At 64.4% G+C, this 18,500-nt stretch carries 14 protein-coding genes; 5 read left to right on the top strand and 9 right to left on the bottom strand.

The window, feature by feature from the left end; translation table 11 throughout:
• Positions 1-37: 37 nt before the first annotated feature.
• Both BLW02_RS00260 and BLW02_RS00255 read right to left on the bottom strand, forming a co-directional pair.
• Entirely contained in the window at positions 38-3,475 is a 3,438-nt protein-coding gene (locus tag BLW02_RS00260; protein ID WP_092696502.1) for a UvrD-helicase domain-containing protein, read from the bottom strand.
• A 165-nt stretch (positions 3,476-3,640) separates the two neighbouring features.
• The gene (locus tag BLW02_RS00255) at positions 3,641-6,187 is read right to left on the bottom strand and encodes a PD-(D/E)XK nuclease family protein (RefSeq protein ID WP_092696501.1); all 2,547 of its coding nucleotides are present in this window, start codon (positions 6,185-6,187) and stop codon (positions 3,641-3,643) included.
• Positions 6,188-6,296: 109 nt separating this feature from the next.
• Between BLW02_RS00255 and trxA the strand changes: the two genes are divergently transcribed.
• From trxA to BLW02_RS00230, 5 genes are all read left to right on the top strand, one after another.
• Positions 6,297-6,629: a thioredoxin TrxA gene (trxA, locus tag BLW02_RS00250; RefSeq protein WP_026436793.1), complete on the top strand. Its 333-nt coding sequence runs from the start codon at positions 6,297-6,299 to the stop codon at positions 6,627-6,629.
• Positions 6,630-6,902: 273 nt separating this feature from the next.
• Positions 6,903-8,165 carry a transcription termination factor Rho gene (gene rho, locus BLW02_RS00245; protein ID WP_026436794.1) on the top strand — a complete coding sequence of 421 codons (1,263 nt, stop codon included), beginning with the start codon at positions 6,903-6,905 and terminating at the stop codon, positions 8,163-8,165.
• A 142-nt stretch (positions 8,166-8,307) separates the two neighbouring features.
• On the top strand, positions 8,308-8,565 hold the full coding sequence (locus BLW02_RS00240; protein ID WP_026436795.1) for a type B 50S ribosomal protein L31: 258 nt from the start codon (positions 8,308-8,310) through the stop codon (positions 8,563-8,565).
• Positions 8,566-8,668: 103 nt separating this feature from the next.
• Complete coding sequence (locus tag BLW02_RS00235; protein ID WP_092696500.1) at positions 8,669-10,390, top strand: hypothetical protein; 1,722 nt, start codon at positions 8,669-8,671, stop codon at positions 10,388-10,390.
• Entirely contained in the window at positions 10,390-11,757 is a 1,368-nt protein-coding gene (locus tag BLW02_RS00230; RefSeq protein ID WP_092696499.1) for an MATE family efflux transporter, read from the top strand. Before BLW02_RS00235 ends, BLW02_RS00230 begins: the two co-directional genes overlap by 1 nt.
• Here the strand turns inward: BLW02_RS00230 and phoR are convergent.
• From phoR to pstS, 7 genes are all read right to left on the bottom strand, one after another.
• The gene (gene phoR, locus BLW02_RS00225) at positions 11,672-13,054 is read right to left on the bottom strand and encodes a phosphate regulon sensor histidine kinase PhoR (protein WP_092696498.1); all 1,383 of its coding nucleotides are present in this window, start codon (positions 13,052-13,054) and stop codon (positions 11,672-11,674) included. The two genes, BLW02_RS00230 and phoR, sit on opposite strands and share 86 nt — an antisense overlap.
• Before the next feature lie 58 nt (positions 13,055-13,112).
• Positions 13,113-13,820 (bottom strand): phosphate regulon transcriptional regulator PhoB, encoded by a 708-nt coding sequence (phoB, locus tag BLW02_RS00220; RefSeq protein ID WP_092696497.1) that lies wholly within the window; start codon positions 13,818-13,820, stop codon positions 13,113-13,115.
• A 15-nt stretch (positions 13,821-13,835) separates the two neighbouring features.
• Positions 13,836-14,540, bottom strand: a complete 705-nt coding sequence (gene phoU, locus BLW02_RS00215; RefSeq protein ID WP_026436800.1) for a phosphate signaling complex protein PhoU — start codon at positions 14,538-14,540, stop codon at positions 13,836-13,838.
• 12 nt (positions 14,541-14,552) lie between these two features.
• Entirely contained in the window at positions 14,553-15,338 is a 786-nt protein-coding gene (gene pstB / locus BLW02_RS00210; RefSeq protein ID WP_092696496.1) for a phosphate ABC transporter ATP-binding protein PstB, read from the bottom strand.
• Between the two features lie 15 nt (positions 15,339-15,353).
• Positions 15,354-16,235, bottom strand: a complete 882-nt coding sequence (gene pstA / locus BLW02_RS00205) for a phosphate ABC transporter permease PstA (RefSeq protein ID WP_092696495.1) — start codon at positions 16,233-16,235, stop codon at positions 15,354-15,356.
• Positions 16,232-17,158 carry a phosphate ABC transporter permease subunit PstC gene (pstC, locus tag BLW02_RS00200; protein WP_348688363.1) on the bottom strand — a complete coding sequence of 309 codons (927 nt, stop codon included), beginning with the start codon at positions 17,156-17,158 and terminating at the stop codon, positions 16,232-16,234. The genes pstA and pstC overlap by 4 nt, the downstream gene beginning before the upstream one ends.
• Positions 17,159-17,312: 154 nt before the next feature.
• Positions 17,313-18,353 carry a phosphate ABC transporter substrate-binding protein PstS gene (pstS, locus tag BLW02_RS00195; RefSeq protein ID WP_026436804.1) on the bottom strand — a complete coding sequence of 347 codons (1,041 nt, stop codon included), beginning with the start codon at positions 18,351-18,353 and terminating at the stop codon, positions 17,313-17,315.
• Between the last annotated feature and the right edge of the window lie 147 nt (positions 18,354-18,500).

The raw sequence follows: 18,500 nt of genomic DNA, 5'->3' as shown, positions 1-18,500 counted from the left end.
GGGGAAAACCTTTCAATCCATCGACAACGTTCGGCGCTCAGAACAAGGAGCCTTGGGCAGGCCCCGGCGCGGGGGCGAGAGTATGCCGCAAGGCCTGCGCCGCCCGATCCGCGCCAGCCGTCAAGGCAGCTTCGGCGGGAGGGGCGCCATCGGACAGCGGCACCATGCGCCCGTCGCCCGTGAGGAACGCCGCCCGCACCGGCTCGCCGGGTGCCTGCCCCGATACCGCCGCGCGGTAGCGCTGCAACTGCGCCATCAGCGCGGGCTGGCGCTCGGGCTCGGCAGCGCTTTTGTAGTCCAGCACCCACCAGCCCTTGCGCTCGGGCGGCTGGTGGCAGTGCACCAGGCGGTCGATGCGCAGGCTCTGGCCCTGGTGGCGCAGGGGCGCCTCGTTGATGGCGGTGTCCACCACCGTGGCATCCCAGGCCCAGGCACCCTCGCCCGCCAGGATGCGCCGGGCGGTCTGGGCGGCGGTGCGCGCGGCGCCCACGGTGATGTCGAAGTCCTGCGCCAGGCGCGCGATGCGGGCCATGGACCAGCCGTTGGCACGCAGCTCGGCCAGCGGCGCACCGGCCACACCGGCCTGCTCCAGCAACTGGTGCATGGCCTCGCCCAAGCGCGATGCGGGGGTGGACAGCGATGCCTCCGGGTCAGCCGGGCCGACGCCCTCTTGCCCAGCCCCGGGAGTGGCGCGCAATTCGGCAGGAAGCCCCGGCAACTCAGCCAAGGTGAACTGGTCGTGAACGCTGTCCGTCGTGGCGACAAACCCATCGGATGCAACCGCTTCGTCCAAGGCCTCCACATCCGCCAGCAGCGGCTCCAGCCGGTTCCACCAGCTGCCCGGCGCAGACACGCTGGGCGCCACCGACGACAGCGCCAGGCAGTGTTTGGCGCGCGTCATGGCTACGTAGAGCATGTTGAGTTCTTCGCGCTGGCGGGCCTGCTGCTCGGTGGCCAGGGCGGCTTCAGCGCTGGGCGGCGGGCTGGATTCGCTGGCCAGAAAGACGAAACCTGCGGGCACGGCCTGCTCGCCGGGCCAATCCACCAGCACGCCCATGGTCTCTGCCTTCTGCGGGCGGGTGTCGGTGTCGAGCAGCAGCACGCAGCGCGCCTCCAGCCCCTTGGCGCCATGCACGGTGAGCAGGCGCACGGCCTGCGCATCCACCCGGCCGGGTGCGCGCACGCCGCCCTTTTTCATGGCGCGCACAAAGGCATAGGGCGTGAGGTAGCGGCCGCCGTCGTGCTGCAGCGCGGCCGACAGCAGCGCGCGCAGATTGGCCAGCACCGCCATGCGCTGCGCGGCGGGGGCGGCGCCGGCAAAGCGGGCCAGCACGTCGCCATGCTGGTAGATGGCGTGCAGCGCATCGTGTGGCGGCAGCGCATCCACCCACGCCTTGTACTGAATCAGATGGGTCGCTAGCGCTTGCAGCTCAATCGGTAGCAGCTCACTTTTTTGAAGCAACTCAAACCAGCTGCTGCTGGCATGCCCGGGCTGGCGGCGCAGCAAGGCCAGCGCTACCAGGGCATCATCATTCAGCCCGAACAGCGGCGACTTGAGCGCACGGGCCAGCGACAGGTCATGCCCGGTGGAAACCAGCGCATCGAGCAGCGCCACCATGTCCTGCACCTCGGGCGCATCGAACAGGTCGGCCTTTTCGGGCTGCACGCAGGGCAAATGCAGGGCACGCAAGGCCTCCTGCATGACAGCGAGCCGGTCGCGCTTGCGGGCCAGCACCAGCACTTCGTTGGGCGGCGTGCCTTGCGCAATCTGCGCCGCCACCCAGGCGGCGGCCTGCGTGCATTCGCGCATGCGCTGGGTTTCTTCGGCTTCGTGACGTGGCTCGGTCAGGCTGTCGCGCCAGGCGAGCGGGTCGGCCGCCCCACCACCACCCGTATCGGGCGGCAGGATGGCGGGCAGGCGCAGCAACACGCCGGGGTCTTTGGATTCGGTGGTGTGGTCGCGAAAACCGAAGGTTTCACCAAATCCGCTCGTCTCGTGTTGCGCCTGCGCTGTGCCCATCACATGGTTCACAGCGGCGATCACGCCCGTGGCGTTGCGGCGCGTGTGGTCGCAACTGAGCAGGTCACCCGAGAGGCCGTCGCGCACAAAGGCCTGCGCGGCAATGAACACCTGCGGCTCGGCGCGGCGAAAGCGGTAGATGCTCTGCTTGGGGTCGCCCACGATGAACACACTGGGCGCCGTGGCACCGCCGCCCGAGCCCGCATAGCCCGCCAGCCAGGCGTGCAGTGCCTGCCACTGCAGCGGGTTGGTGTCCTGGAACTCATCGACCAGCAGGTGGCGGATGCGCGCATCGAGCCGCTCCTGCACCCAGCCCGAGAGCACGGGGTCGGCCAGCATGACCAGGGCCGTGCGTTCCACATCGTTCATGTCCACCCAGCCATGCTGGTGCTTGACGGCGGCAAACTCCGCAATCAGGCAGCGCGCCAGGCGGGCCATGCGCTGCTGGTGCTGCCAGGCCTCGTGCTGGCGGCGGGCGGTGAGTGCGCGCTGGCACAGCGTCTGGACGTGGCGCACCTGCTCGATCCCGGCCAGCTTGTCGTTGAACTTGCGCGGCTCGCCCTTTTGGGTGAGCAAGGCGTCGATCAGGCCATCGGCGTCTTCGTGGCTGACCGCCGTTTCCAGCGCAACGCCCTTGGCCGAGAAGGTGGGCGCACTGGCCCGCCCCAACGCGAGCGCCGCGGCCAACAGGGCATCGCGCTCACGGCGCAGCAGCGCGAGGGCCGGGTCGTTTTCGTCCGACAGATCGGGGAACAGCGCCCCTGCCGGCGGCACCGAGGCATCGACCACGCCCGCCGCATCGGCCAGGTCAAACTCCACCCGCTTGGCCAGCGCCGCCGCCAGCGCCTTGTGCGTTTGCGAGCGGCCATGGCGGGCCACCACGGCCTCGTAGTCGGCACGCAGCGAGGCGCTGGTGGCGACAGTCTGCAGGAACGGCCCCCACACCTCGCGCACGGCCTCGGCATCGTCTTCGAGCAGCTCAAAATTGGCCGGCAGCCCCTGCGCCTGCAGCAGCGCCAGCGGGGCCGTGCCGAGCAGCGCCGCAAACCAGCTGTGAAAGGTGCGGATCTGCACCGGACGGCCGCTGGCCAGTATCTGGCGGTATAGATTTTGCAGCGCCTCGCGTTTTTCCAGGGCGCGCTCGGGGCTGACTCCTCTTGAAACCAGCTCTGCGCCCAAGGTATCCAGCGGGGCCTGGGCAAACGTCTCCAGCCACTCCTGCAGCCGCTGGCGCATTTCGCCGGCGGCCTTCTTGGTGAAGGTGATGGCCAAAATTTCATGCGGCGCAGCGCCGTCGAGCAAGGCGCGCAGCATGCGCGAGACCAGCATCCAGGTCTTGCCCGCGCCCGCGCAGGCCTCCACGGCCACGCTGCGCGCGGGGTCGCAGGCGATGGCGTAGAAGGCCGCGCGCGAGACCGGGTGGCCGTTGTGTTCGTAAGCCGCTTGTTCAGTCATTCTGGTGATCCACGGTGCTCTGCCCGCAAGTGATCTGTGAACCCGGCGCGCGCCCGGGCGAGAGACGTCGCGCAAGGGCCACCCCGCCGCGCTGGCGTCGTTCCCCCTCCCGGCGCAGCCGAGAGAGGGGGGAAGCCGCGAAGCGGCTCAGGGGGGTGTTCCTGTTCATTTCCAGAAGTCTTTTCGGCACAGTCCCCGCGCGGCGCAGTAGTCGCACACGCTGCCCTCGCCCAGCGCGCGCATGGGCGCGCCAGCCGCAATGCGGGCGAAGTCGTGCTGAATGCCCTCCACCAGCAGGTCGCGCAGGTGCACCACCTCGTCCTGTTCGTGCATTTGCGTCTCGCCGCGCTCGCCCACGTTCACGTAGGCGGCACGCAGCGTGTCGTGGCTCAGCAAGGCGGCGTAGAACGCGAGCTGGGTGTCTTCCGCGCCCGCCTTGATGCGCTGGCGCGTGGCGGTGTCGTTCTCGGTCTTGTAGTCGATGACCAGCGGCGCGGGCTCACCCGTGGACGAAACGGCATCGATGCGGTCGATGGTGCCCACGAGCTGCAGGGCGCCCAGCGGCTGGCTGGCTTGCACCTCGGCCTGCCGAAAGTGCCCCCCGGCCTGTTCATGCTGCGCGAGCCAGCGCAGATAGCCGTCACGCACCTGCGGCCAGCCTGCGGCAAACGGCAGAAAGTCACCCTCGCCCAAGCCTTGTTGCAGCGTGACGGCCTGCGCTGCGCCATCCATGCGGGCGATGCGGGTGGCTGCGTCGTCCGTTGGCTCAGCCAGCAAGCCTTCATGAAAGTGCTGCAGCACCGCGTGCAGCCAGTTGCCGAAGTCGCGCTTGTCCACCTCGGCGGCCAGCTCGTCGGCCTCCTGCAGGCCCAGCTGGCGCAGCGCAAAAAAACGGTAGGGGCAATGCCGCAGATCGGAATACGCGGTGGACGACAGGCGCAGCACGGGCAGCGCGCGCCCATCGGGCAAGGGCCGCGCCGTGGGATGCGCCGCCACGGTGCGCTGGCTGCGGTCGTCGGCACCTTGGGTGGCCGCGCCTTCGAGGTGCAGCGCCAGCACCAGCGCGCTGGCCAGCAGGGGCTCGCCGCCTTCGTCGCCCGTGCGCCAGAGCACATCCACGGCCGGTGTCTGCAGAGCATGCTGCCAGGCGGCGCGCTGGGCGGTCTCCAGCGATTCGCGCGTGGGCAGGCCCCAGGCCTGGCGCTGCGCGGGGGTCCAGTCGCCGACTGGTTCGGGCGAGGGCTGCAGGCGCTTTTCATCGCAGCCGGGCAGCACCAGGGCGGCAAACGGGCGGGCCAGCAACTGGGGCATGGGCAATACGATCACGGGCGCATCGCCCATCTGGCTGGGTACATAGCGCGCGGCTTCCAGCACCTCGTTGGCCCAGCGGGTGAACTCGGCCAGGGCCATGCGCCGGCCGGCGCTGCCCCAGCCCTCCAGCTCGGCCTCCTGGCCCGCTTGCAGGCGCAGTGCCGTCAGCACGCGGGCGCCTGCGGCCTCCGCTTCGAGCCGGGGCCACTGGCCACTGGCCACCAGCAGGCCACGCAGGGACTGCAGCCACTGCGCCAGCGGACGCGGCGCGCGCAGGCCTTCGCACCATTCCTGCACCTGGGCCACACAGGCCGCCAGCGCGGGCTTGTCGGCCCAGTTGCGTCCGGCCGCGCCCGCCCAGGCGGCCACCGAAGCCTTGCGCAACGCACGCTCCAAGGCGCCAAGCACAGCGGGCTCAATGGCCGGTGCATGCTTGAGCCAGTCCAGCACCTCGTCGGCCGATGCGTTCCAGGCGCAGGCCTTGAGCGCGGCCATCAGCTGCGCGGCCGCCCGGGTGGTCGAGAGCGTCCAGCCGTTTTCATCGCGCACCGCCACACCACAGCTGGCCAGATGCGCCCCGATGCGGCGCGTGAGGGCGCGGTCGTTGGCCGCCAGCGCCACTGGTGTGCGGCCCGCCACCAGATGGGCCAGCACACAGGCCGCCGCCCGCTGGGCTTCGTCTTCGGCATCCTGGGCCGCATGCAGGGCAATGCGGCCGCGCGCGTTGGCATCCGGTGCCGCAGGCGGCAATGCCAGGGCCGCTGCCTTGTCGCCCCAATGGACCTGCAGGGCCTGTGCCAAGGGCTCCACCTGAAAGCCTTGCAGAACCACCAGGGCATCAACCGACTGGCGCACGCCGGGCTCGAACAACACATCGGTGGCATGGCGCGATGCCAGTACCCATTCGAACGCAATGCGGGCTACGACGGCCTCGAAACGCAGGGTCGAACCTTCGTCAGGCTCCGTCATCAGGCTGCGCGCCTGCATCCCCCAAGTCTCGCGCTGCGCCGGGGCCATGGCGGCCACAGCCACTGCCAGCTGGGCGGCAGCCTCTTGCAAGGGCACCGCCAGCACGTCGCGTTGCGCGGCCAAGCCGGCGCGGTCGAGCAAGGCGCGTGCGGTGAGCGTGTCGCGCGCCACGTCACCGGCCAGATCGTCGCCTTGCGGTACAAAAGCGGCCAGCTGGCGGGCCCAGTTGCGCGTGGTTTCGAAACGGGGTGCAAATCCGTCGGCATGGTGCAAGGCCCAGTAACGCTGCGCCCAGGGCATGAGCTGGGCATAGGGCAGCAGCACCACGGTGCGCGCCGGATGGGCCTGCAACCCCAGCATGTGCGCCTCCACCTGGGCCAGAACGCGCTGCCACAAGGCCGCGCACTGATCGCTTTTCGCTATGACTGTCATAGCGTCGCAAGACCCGGCCACACCGGTGAACATGGGATTGGTTTCTGTCACAATGCCCAGACTTTAAACGTACACCGGTAGCAAACCGCTCAAAATCAAGGAATCCGCCATGGCCAGCGCACTCATCAAACATGTCTCTGACGCCAGCTTTGAAGCCGACGTGCTCCAACCCGGCACCGCCGTGCTGGTGGACTACTGGGCCGAATGGTGCGGCCCCTGCAAGATGATCGCCCCCATCCTGGATGAAGTGGCTGGCACCTACCAGGGCAAGCTGCAGATCGCCAAGATGAACGTGGATGAAAACCGCGAGATCCCTGCCAAGTTCGGCATCCGCGGCATCCCCACGCTGATGCTGTTCAAGGACGGCCAGCTGGCCGCCACCAAGGTCGGCGCCATGAGCAAGGCGCAACTGACCGCCTTCATCGATCAGCAACTGGCCTGATTCACCGACGCCCCGCTGGCTGTGCCGCCACCGGGGCTTTTTATCGGATGCATTGTGCACACACAGGCACCAGGGTCGGCGGCAATCATCGACTCAATTGCGCTCGCATGAAGTCCTCGCTTTTTTTCCTGTCATAATTCTTCCAGATCACCGGGCTGCATGCATTGGCAGCCGGACCAAGATCCCAGGCGCGCCGGAGCTGCAAACAGCAGCCCATCCGGCCCCGGCCCCCCTCCCCAAAGATTCATACCAGCTCCGCCAAGGAGTCAATCCATGCACTTAAACGAACTCAAGGCACTGCACGTGTCTGAAGTCCTGAAGCAGGCCGAAGAACTCGAAATCGAAAACACGGGCCGCATGCGCAAGCAGGAGTTGATGTTTGCCATCATCAAGAAGCGCGCCAAGACCGGGGAACAAATCATTGCCGACGGCGTGCTGGAAATCCTGCCCGACGGCTTCGGCTTCCTGCGCAGCCCCGACACGAGCTTCACGGCCAGCACGGACGACATCTACATCAGCCCCAGCCAGGTGCGCCGCTTCAACCTGCACACCGGCGACATGATCGAAGGGGAGGTCCGTACCCCCAAAGACGGTGAACGTTACTTCGCGCTGAACAAGCTCGATTCCGTCAATGGTGGTCCGCCCGAGCAGAACAAGCACAAGGTGATGTTCGAGAACCTGACGCCCCTGTTCCCCAAGGAGCAGATGCGCCTGGAGCGCGACGTCAAGAGCGAAGAGAACATCACCGGCCGCATCATCGACATCATCGCGCCCATCGGCCGCGGCCAGCGCGCCCTGATCGTCGCTCCGCCCAAGAGCGGCAAGACGGTGATGATGCAGCACATCGCCCATGCCATCACGGCCAACAACCCCGATGTGCACCTGATGGTGCTGCTGGTGGACGAGCGCCCTGAAGAAGTGACGGAAATGCAGCGCACGGTGAAGGGCGAAATCATCGCCTCCACCTTTGACGAGCCCGCCGCCCGCCACGTGCACGTGGCCGAGATGGTGATCGAGCGCGCCAAGCGCCTGGTCGAGCTGAAAAAAGACGTGGTGATCCTGCTGGACTCCATCACCCGCTTGGCCCGCGCCTACAACAACGTCGTGCCGTCGAGCGGCAAGGTGCTGTCGGGCGGTGTGGACGCCGCCGCGCTGCAGCGCCCCAAGCGCTTCTTCGGTGCCGCACGCAAGGTCGAGGAAGGTGGCTCGCTCACCATCATCGCCACGGCGCTGGTCGATACCGGAAGCCGCATGGACGAGGTGATCTTTGAAGAATTCAAGGGCACGGGCAACTGTGAAATCCACCTGAACCGCCGCCTGTATGAAAAGCGCGTGTTCCCCGCCATCGAGCTCAACAAGAGCGGCACGCGCCGCGAAGAGCTGCTGCTGGCCCCCGAGATTCTGCAAAAAACCCGCATCCTGCGCCAGTTCATGTACAACATGGACGAGATCGAGTCCATGGAGCTCATGATCAAGAACATGAAGGCCACCAAGAGCAATGTCGAGTTTTTCGACATGATGCGAAGGGGCGGATAATTCCGCGCGCCACGGCAAACATCGCCGACTGCCGCTCCGGGCTATAATGGAAGGCTTTTTCTGCGGAAAGTACGCTGGATGTTTCACGAGGCAAAGGTTGCTTCGGGTCCCGCACGGCTCCCGCACTTGACAAGGATTGATCATGAAAGAAGGCATTCACCCCAACTACCGCGAAGTTCTGTTCGTGGACCTGTCCAACGGTTTCAAGTTTGTCACCCGCTCGTGCGTGAACACCAAGGAAATGGGCAAGACCGACGACGGCCGTGAGCTGCCCCTGTTCAAGCTGGACACCTCCAGCGAATCGCATCCTTTCTATACCGGCACGCAAAAATCCGTGGACAACATGGGCGGCCGTGTGGAGCGTTTCCGCAACCGTTTCGGCAAGACCGCAGCGAAGTAATTCACCGCGTTTCCGCCAAAAAGGCAGCACGGGCAACCGCGCTGCCTTTTTGTTTGGATTTGCCCTTATTCTCGACAGCCAGCCATTGCCATCCTCCTGACGCGTGAACGCTCCCACCCCTGCCATCGTTACCCGAAATGCTGCACGCCAGCTTCCTCGCTGGGCCTTGCTGCTGCTGTGCCTGGCTTATGTGGTGCCTGGCTTTGTCGGCCGAGGCCCGTGGAAGAACGCCGATGTGACGGCCTTTGGCTACATGCTGGAACTGGCCAACGGGCACACCCCGTGGCTGAAACCGCTGCTGGGGGGGGTCCCCCCCGAAACCGACGGTTTGCTGCCCTACTGGCTGGGAGCCTGGGCCATCCGGATCACGCCCGATGGTCTGATGGCGCCCGAGATGGCGGCCCGCCTGCCCTTCATGTTGCTGCTGGCGCTGACGCTGGCTGCCACCTGGTATGGCGTTTACTACCTGGCGCGCAGTCCGGGCGCTCAGCCTGTGGCATTTGCCTTTGGCGGCGAGGCCAAACCCCTGGATTACGCCCGCGCCATCGCCGATGGCGCCTTGCTGGCCCTGATCGCCTGCCTGGGCCTGGCACAGCTTTCGCACGAAGCCACCGGCTATCTGCTGCAACTGGCATGTGCGGCACTGATCTTCTTTGCCGTAGCCACCTTGCCTTACCGCACGGTGGTGCCCGCCGTGGCTCTGGTTGCGGGCATGATGGGACTCACGCTGGCCGGCGCGCCCACGTTCGCCGCCTTGCTGGGGGGGGGCTGCATTGCTCTGGTTGCGCTGGCCCCACCCGGCCCCGCCGACCCGGCCCATCACTCCGATCGACGTCTGCACTGGGTCGCGGCGCTGGCGGCCATCACGCTGCTGGCCGCCGCCGTGGCATGGCAACTGGATCTGTGGCGCTGGCGCCTGGTCGATGCGGCCACCGAGGGCAAGGAATTCAGAAGCCTGATACGGCTGCTGCTCTGGTTTGGCTGGCCAGCCTGGCCCATGGCCACCTGGACGCTGTGGCGCTGGCGCAGACAGCTGTTCAGCCGCCAGTTGCATCGACACCTGTGGTTGCCCCTGTGGTTTTCGCTGGTCTCGGTGGGTGCCACCTTCACCACACAGCCGGCAGACCGGGCGTTGCTCGTCGGTTTGCCGGCCATCGCCACGCTGGCCGCGTTTGCGTTGCCCACATTCCGGCGCAGCATGGCGTCGCTGATCGACTGGTTCACCTTGCTGTTCTTCAGCATATCGGCCCTGGCCATCTGGGTCATCTGGTTTGCCATGCAGACGGGCGTTCCGGCACAGCCTGCAGCCAACGTGGCCAAACTAGCCCCCGGATTCACGCCCGAGTTCTCATGGCTGGCACTGGCGGTGGCACTGGCCGCCTCGGCGGCCTGGTGCCGGCTGGTCTGGTGGCGCGCAGCACGCAACCGTGCCGCCATCTGGAAAAGCCTGGTATTGCCCGCCAGCGGGGCGGCTCTGGGCTGGCTGCTGCTGACCACCCTGTGGCTCCCGCTGCTCGACTATGCCCGCAGCTATGCACCGCAGGCGCACAAACTGGCGGCTGCCTTGGGCCCACACCCCGGATGCGTGCAGATGGTCGGCCTGAGCCGGGCGCAGGTGGCCGCACTGCAATACCACGCCCGGCTGCGCCTGCAACCGACCAACCCGGCAATTCACTGCCCCTGGCTGATTGCAGACAACAACGCCTGGCCGGCACCCGCAAACCTGGTGAATCCTGACCACTGGAAGAGGCAAGCCACCATCGGCCGCCCTACCGACAAGAAGGAGTCCATCCTGCTGTTCCGGAGAACGGAATCGCCCGACTGATGTCGGAGTATTCCACCATCTCCCGCCACGCACTGACCGTGCTCACGGGGCAGCTGGCCGTGATGGCCTTCGGCGTGACCGACACCATCGTGGCCGGGCGCCACGGCGAAACCTCTCTGGCGGCACTGTCGGTGGGCTCGGCCATCTTCATCAGCGTCTATGTCGCCCTGATGGGCATCTTCCAGGCCCTCATGCCCGTCTGGGCCGAGCAGCGGGGTGCGCACAACCCCGGCGCCATTGGCCAATCGCTGCGCCAGGCGCTCTATCTGTGTGCCGTGACGGCAGCCGTCGGCATGCTCATCCTGTTGTCGCCCGGTCCGCTGCTGCGCTGGACCGAGGTACCACAGGCGTTGCGCACCGAGGTAGAACAATACCTTGCAGTGCTGGCCCTGGCGCTGCCACCCGCCCTGCTCTTTCGCCTGTACAGCACGCTGAACCAAGCCATTGGACGACCGCAACTGGTGACCTGGCTGCAGGTGGGGTCGCTGTTCATCAAGGTGCCCCTGTCCATCTGGTTCACTTTTGGCGGCGCCGGCCTGCCGGCGCAAGGCGCCGTGGGCTGCGCCTGGGCCACCCTGGTGGTGAATGTAAGCATGCTGGCCCTGGCTTTCTGGCTGTTGCGCAGCCAGGATCTCTACAGGCCGCTGCGCATCTGGCAGCGCATGGAGCCACCCCATTGGCCCACCCTTCTCGGCTTCGCCCGGCTGGGCGTGCCTGCGGGGCTTGCCATCCTGGTGGAAGTGACCTCGTTCACCCTGATGGCCCTTTTCATTGCCCGCCAGGGCACGGTGGCCACCGCAGCCCACCAGATCGCTGCCAACGTGGCGGCCGTGCTGTACATGGCGCCCCTTTCACTGGCCATTGCCACCAGCGCCCGGGTGAGCTACTGGCTGGGTGCCGGCAACGCTGTGCAGGCACGCAGCGTCGTTTTGATAGGTTTCAGGCTCGCAGTACCTGTGGGTATTGCGCTATCAGCTCTATTATTCATAGCAAATGAAACCGTCGCTGCCCTGTATTCCAGCAGTGCCGCCGTGGTGGCAACCACCGGTGGATTGCTGCTTTGGGTTGCGACCTACCATGCCGCTGACGCCGTGCAGACCCTGTGTGTCTTTGTGCTGCGCAGTTACCGCGTCACGATCGCCCCCTTGGTGGTTTATTGCACCTTGCTGTGGGGCGCCGGGCTTGGCGGGGGCTATGTGCTGGCGTACCAAGGGCTGGGCCCTTGGGCACCCATAACGTCTCCCGTGCCGTTCTGGGCGGCCAGTGCCCTGGCACTGGCCATCACGGCAGGGCTGTTTGTGCTGATGCTGCGGGTTGCAATTCGGCCGGCAACGCGGAGCGGCGAAGCCGGTTGGCAGGAAAAGTAACCGAGAAGACCGATCCCTTGCCCAGTGCACTGGTGATATCAAGCGTGGCGCCATGCCGCTGCACGGCATGCTTGACGATGGCCAGCCCCAGGCCCGTGCCACCCGTTTCCCTCGACCGGCTGCGGTCGACGCGGTAGAACCGCTCGGTGATGCGCGGAATATGCTCCGGCGCAATGCCGGGCCCGGTGTCGCTCACGGAAAAGATGGCATTGCCATCGGTCGTGTAGCGCCATTGCACCGTGATGGTGCCGCCTGCGGGCGTGTAGCGCACGGCATTGCTGATGAGGTTGGACAGCACACTTTGCAACTCGGCCTGCACACCGGCAATTTCGCCCGCGGATCGCAAATCCTGCGCCGCAGGAAACTGCAGCACATGGTGCCGATGGTTGTTTTGCGTCAACAGTGCCGACAAGGCCCGGCCCTCTTCCTCGCACCGCAGCATCAGGACCTGTACCGACGTCCATTCGGAAATACCAGGCAGGGGACTGCCTTCCAGGCGCGAGAGCGTCAGCAAATCGTGCACCACGCTCTGCATGCGCGCCGCCTGCTGGGCCATCATGGCCAGGTAGCGTGCACGCTCCTCGGCATCCAGCGGCAGGGTTTGCAGGGTTTCCACAAAACCCGTCAGCACGGTCAGGGGCGTGCGGATTTCATGTGACACATTGGCCACAAAATCGCGGCGCATGGCGTCGGCCTGCTCCAGCGCCGTGACATCCCGGGACAGCATCAGCTTGCGCCCATCGCCATACGGATGCAGATGCACCGAAATGCGCACGGGCCGGGACAGCGTGCTGTTCCTGCCCTGCAGCACCACATCGTGGGTGTAATCCTGGGCCGCATAGTAGGCACTGAAATCAGGATCCCGTACCAGGTTGCCGACAGACTGCATGACATCCCGCTGGGCATCGAACCCAAACTGTGCAGCCGCAAGCTGATTGCACCATTCAATGCGCCCTTCACCATCGAGCAGGACAATGCCATTGGGCGTGGCCTGGAGTGCCGCCAGAATTTCCTGCAGACGATCCTCGCTTTCGTTGACCTGCGCCTGGCGCTGGCGCAACAGACGCCGCGCGCGATCTGCCGCTTCACCCCACATGCCGAAGGTTGACGGAGCCGCCGACAGGTCACCCGAGCGCAGCCACTGCAGCACCCGCACCCCCCGCCACAAATCTCCGACAAACCACAACCATGCAGCCACCCCGGCCCCCAGCACTGCGCCCCAGGGGCCACCTTGCCACCAGCCGAGCGCGCCTCCAGCCAATTGCCAGGCCAGAAAATAAAGAAAACGCCAGAGCATGCGGACTACACAACTTTCTCGGGGGTCACGAAGGCACTCCGCCCCCGGACTGCAACATTCAGGCCTGCATCAGCGCGGGCGGCTGGGCGGTGAGCCGGTAGCCCGCGCCGCGCACGGTTTCCACCATGACGCCCGCCGCACCCAGGGCCTCCCGCAGCCGCTTCACATGCACGTCCACGGTTCGCTCTTCAATGAACACATGGTCGCCCCACACCTTGTCCAGCAGTTGTGAGCGGCTGTGCACGCGCTCCGAGTGCTTCATGAAGAAATGCAGCAGCTTGAACTCGGTCGGCCCCACCTTCAGCGGCTGCCCATGGAAAGTGACCCGGTAGGTACCCGCGTCCAGCACGAGATCGCCAATGGTGACGCTGTCGCTCACCTGCTCGGGCGCGCGGCGCCGCAGCACCGCCCGGATGCGCGCCAGCAGCTCCTGCGTGGAAAACGGCTTGGTGATGTAGTCGTCCGCCCCCGCATCGAGCCCGGCCACCTTGTCGGGCTCATCACCCCGGGCGGTCAGCATGAGGATGGGGATGGGTTTGGTCCGACTGTCTGCACGCCACTTACGCGCCAGCACGAGGCCGCTTTGACCGGGCAGCATCCAGTCGAGCAGGATGACATCGGGAAGGACAGCATCGAGTTCACGCTGGGCCGAATCACCATCTTCCGACCAGATGGGTTGAAAACCGTTGTGGCGCAGATTGACGGCAATCAGCTCGGCAATCGCCGGCTCATCTTCCACAATCAATACGCGAGGAAGCTTTTTCATGTCAACGCCAATCGCTCACTGCAACAAAGTGGTTTCAATTTCATCAAGTGCCGTGTGCCGCACGTCCTTGCCCTTGACAAGGTAGATGACGAGTTCGGCCACATTCTTGGAGTGATCGCCAATGCGTTCGATCGCCTTGGCCAGGAACAACAGGTCCAGGCTGGCGGAGATGGTGCGCGGGTCTTCCACCATGTAGGTGATGAGCTTGCGGACAAAGCCATCGAACTCTTTGTCAATGAGATCGTCCTCCTTGAGGATGGCCAGCGCCGCCTTGGTGTCCAGGCGCGCAAAGGCATCCAGCGCCTTGCGCAGCATGCCCGAGGCCAGGTCGGCCGATACGCGCAGGTCGCTCGATGGCAGTGAACGGGCCGCACCGCTCTCAATGATCGACTTCACCATGCGGGCCATCTTGTTGGCCTCGTCACCCACGCGTTCCAGGTTGGCGGTGGCCTTGGAAATGGAGAGCAGCAGCCGCAAGTCGCGGGCAGTGGGCTGGCGCCGGCCAATGATGGACGCGAGTTCGTGGTCAATCTCGACTTCCATGGCATTCACGCGCTGCTCTATCAATGCCACCTGCTCCACCGCTTCGAGACTGAAATGTGAAAGCGCGTAAATGGCCTGGCGAATCTGCGATTCCACCAGTCCCCCCAATTCCATGACGCGGGCAGAGACGCCGTTGAGTTCGCTGTCGAACTGCGATGAAAGGTGCTTGTCAGCCATGAATTTGCCTCCTCAGCCAAAACGGCCGGTAATATAGTCTTCGGTTTCCTTGCGCTGGGGCTTGAAGAACATCTGTTCTGTCTCACCGAACTCCACCAGATCCCCCAGGTACATGTAGGCGGTGTAGTCGCTGCAACGCGCTGCCTGCTGCATGTTGTGCGTGACGATCACCACGGTGTAGTCTTCCTTCAGTTCGGCGATCAACTCCTCGATCTTGGCGGTGGAGATCGGGTCGAGGGCCGAGCACGGTTCGTCCAGCAACAGCACCTCTGGCTTGATGGCAATGCCACGCGCAATGCAAAGGCGCTGCTGTTGCCCACCCGAGAGGCTGGAGCCACTCTGACTGAGCTTGTCCTTGACCTCATTCCACAGCGCCGCCTTGCGCAATGCCCACTCCACGCGGTCATCCATGTCCGTGGCGCTGAGGCTTTCAAACAGCTTCACACCAAAGGCGATGTTGTCGTAGATCGACATGGGAAAAGGCGTTGGCTTCTGGAACACCATGCCGATCTTGGCCCGGATCAGCGCCACATCCTGCTTGGTGGTCAGCAGGTTTTCGCCATCCAGCACGATCTGGCCTTCGGCACGCTGCTCGGGATACAGCTCGAACATGCGATTGAAGGTGCGCAACAGCGTGGACTTGCCACAACCGGACGGTCCGATAAAGGCCGTGACCTTGTTTTCCGGAATATCCAGATTGATGGCCTTGAGGGCGTGGAACTTGCCGTAATAGAAGTTCAGGTCCCTGACCGTGATCTTCGACGGGCCCGGTTGCGATTTTTGGAGAGTGGAGGGCATGAAAGTCTTCCTTGCTTATTTCTGCCGGGTCAGAACCCGCGCGAGGATATTGAGTCCGAGAACGGCGAGTGTGATCAGGAACACTCCCGCCCAGGCCAGTTGCTGCCAGTTTTCATAGGGGCTCATGGCGAACTTGAAAATGGTGACGGGCAGACTGGCCATGGGTTTGGACAAGTCCGAGGTCCAGAACTGGTTGCTCAACGCCGTGAACAGCAAGGGCGCCGTCTCACCCGCAATGCGCGCCACCGCCAGCAATACCCCCGTAATGACGCCGGCCCGCGCCGCCCGCAGGGTGACCATGGTGATCACCTTCCACTTGGGTGTGCCCAGGGCGTAGGCCGCCTCGCGCAGGCTGGCGGGCACCAGAATCAGCATGTTTTCAGTGGTCCGGATGACCACCGGAATAACGATCAATGCCAGGGCCATAATCCCGGCGTAGGCCGAAAAACTCTTGAAGCGCGCCACCACCACGGCATAAACAAAAAGGCCGATCACGATGCTGGGTGCCGACAGCAGAATGTCGTTCACGAAGCGTGTCGTGGATGCCAGCCAGCCGCGCACGTCGTACTCGGCCAGGTAAACCCCGGCCATGATGCCGATGGGGGTTCCCACGAAAGTGGCCAGCAATACCATCACCACCGAGCCGTAGATGGCATTGGCGATGCCCCCCGCCTCATTGGGCGGCGGCGTCATTTCGGTGAACAGTGTCAGGCTCAACCCCCCAACCCCGAGGCGCACGGTTTCCCACAAGATCCATACCAGCCAGAACAAGCCAAAAGCCATGGCGGCCAACGACAGGGTCAGGGCAATCTGGTTGACGCGCTTGCGACCGTTGTAGCGTGCCTGGCGCGCCTTCGCGACATCGGCCGCCGAGATAAGAGGCTGCGAGGTGGTCATGTGCGGACTCCTTCGTTCTTTTGAAGGCGTGACAGCAAGACCTTGGACAAGGCCAGCACCACAAAAGTGATAAAGAAGAGCACCAGCCCCAGATAGATCAGCGATGCCTGGTGCAGGCCTTCGCCAGCCTCTGCAAATTCATTCGCCAGGGCCGACGTGATGCTGTTGGCTGCCTCGAAAATCGACAGGGAATCGAGCTGGTTCATGTTGCCGATGACGAACGTTACCGCCATGGTTTCCCCCAGCGCACGCCCCAGCCCCAGCATGATGCCCCCCAGCACCCCCGTCTTGGTATAGGGCAGCACCACCTTCCACATCACCTCCCAGGTGGTCGAACCCAGGCCATAAGCCGACTCCTTGAGGAGCGCTGGCGTGACATCAAAAACATCCCGCATCACCGAAGCAATGAAGGGAATGATCATGATGGCCAAAATGATGCCCGCCGACAAAATGCCAATGCCTACCGGGGGACCCGAGACCAGCGCACCCAGATAGGGAATACCGGCAAACAAGGACTGCAAGGGCTGCTGCACAAAACGCGCGAGGATGGGGCCAAAAACCATCAACCCCCACATGCCATACACAATCGACGGCACGGCGGCCAGCAACTCGATCGCCGTTCCCAGGGGCCGCTTCAGCCAGGCGGGAGACAGCTCGGTGAGGAACAAGGCGATACCAAAGCTCACAGGTACGGCAATCAGCAACGCGATGAACGACGTGGCCAGCGTGCCATAGATCATGACCAGGCCGCCGTACTCGTTTTGCACGGGATCCCAGACGCTGCGGGCGAGGAAACTCAGGCCGTATTGGGAAATGGAGGGCCAGGCCCCCGCCACCAGCGACGCCATGATGCCCAGCAGCAGCAACAGCGTGAGGATGGCCGCGCCACGCGCGAGCCATCCAAAAATTCGGTCTGCCAACATGCCTGATATCAGCGGTTTGCGGGGTGGAGGCGTGCTCCGCTTGATGCCAGAGGCAGCCTCTGAGGGCGAACTCTGGCGAGCCGGCATCGTAGTAGACACGTTGGTAGCCTTGAAAGGTTAAATCAAATGGCCGGCAGGATGCCGGCCCAGGAGATTACTTGAACGACACAGCCTTGCCAGAGGTGTCCTTGATGTCACCCCAGGACTTGATGATGACGTTCTTGACGCTGTCTGGCATGGGAACATAGTCCAGTTCGGACGCCGTCTTGTCACCCGACTTGTAAGCCCACTCGAAGAACTTCAGAGCCGTACCAGCCTGCACCGGCTTGTCCTGGGTCTTCTGGAACAGAATGAACGTGGCAGAAGTGATTGGCCACGCATCCTTGCCTGGCTGGTTCGTCAGGATCTGATAGAAGCTCTTGGCCCAGTCAGCACCCGCGGCAGCCGCCTTGAAGGTCGAATCATCGGGTGAAACATAATTGCCAGCCGAGTTTTGCAGCTGTGCGTAGGTCAGCTTGTTCTGCTTGACATAGGCGTACTCCACATAGCCGATCGAGTTGGGCAGGCGGCCCACGAATGCAGCCACACCTTCATTGCCCTTACCGCCCGCACCCGTGGGCCAGTTCACGGCGGTACCCTCACCCACCTTGCTCTTCCACTCGGCGTTGACTTTGGACAGGTAGTTCGTAAAGCCAAAAGTGGTGCCCGAACCGTCGGCGCGACGCACTGGCGCAATGGAATCATCCGGCAGCGGCAGCGAAGGATTCAGCGCCTTGATGGCAGGATCGCTCCACTTGGTGATCTTGCCCAGATAGATATCCCCCAGCACCTGACCGTTCAGCTTGAGCTGCCCGGGTGCAATACCCTTGATATTGACCACCGGAACGATGCCGCCGATCACGGTGGGAAACTGAACCAGGCCCTTCTTGGCGAGATCCTCGTCCTTGAGGGGCGCGTCGGAAGCACCGAAATCCACCGTCTTGGCTTCGATCTGGCGCAGGCCAGCACCCGAACCCACCGACTGGTAGTTGATCTTCACGCCAGTGGCCTTGTGGTAGTCAGACGCCCACTTGGAGTACAGCGGCGCAGGAAAACTAGCACCAGCCCCCGTGGCTTCCTGCTGCGCCATGGCACTGGAGAATGCTCCAGCAGAAGCGACACCAGCCACCAGAACTCGAATCACGGACATTTTCATGAAGATACCTTTTGGGTTGAAAAAGTTGGGATGCCGCGACTCTAGGTGTCATATATGACAACACCGTGACATTTACCAATACCTGTCACACACCTATTTTCCCGTTCCCACGGGGCCGTATTGAATCAAATCGTCATATTTTTGTCA

Origin of the sequence: Acidovorax soli (genome assembly GCF_900107605.1) — a bacterium.
GTDB classification, from domain to species: domain Bacteria; phylum Pseudomonadota; class Gammaproteobacteria; order Burkholderiales; family Burkholderiaceae_C; genus Acidovorax; species Acidovorax soli.
Note: the sequence above shows the minus strand (reverse complement) of the source record. Positions and strands in the feature narration are given on the sequence as shown.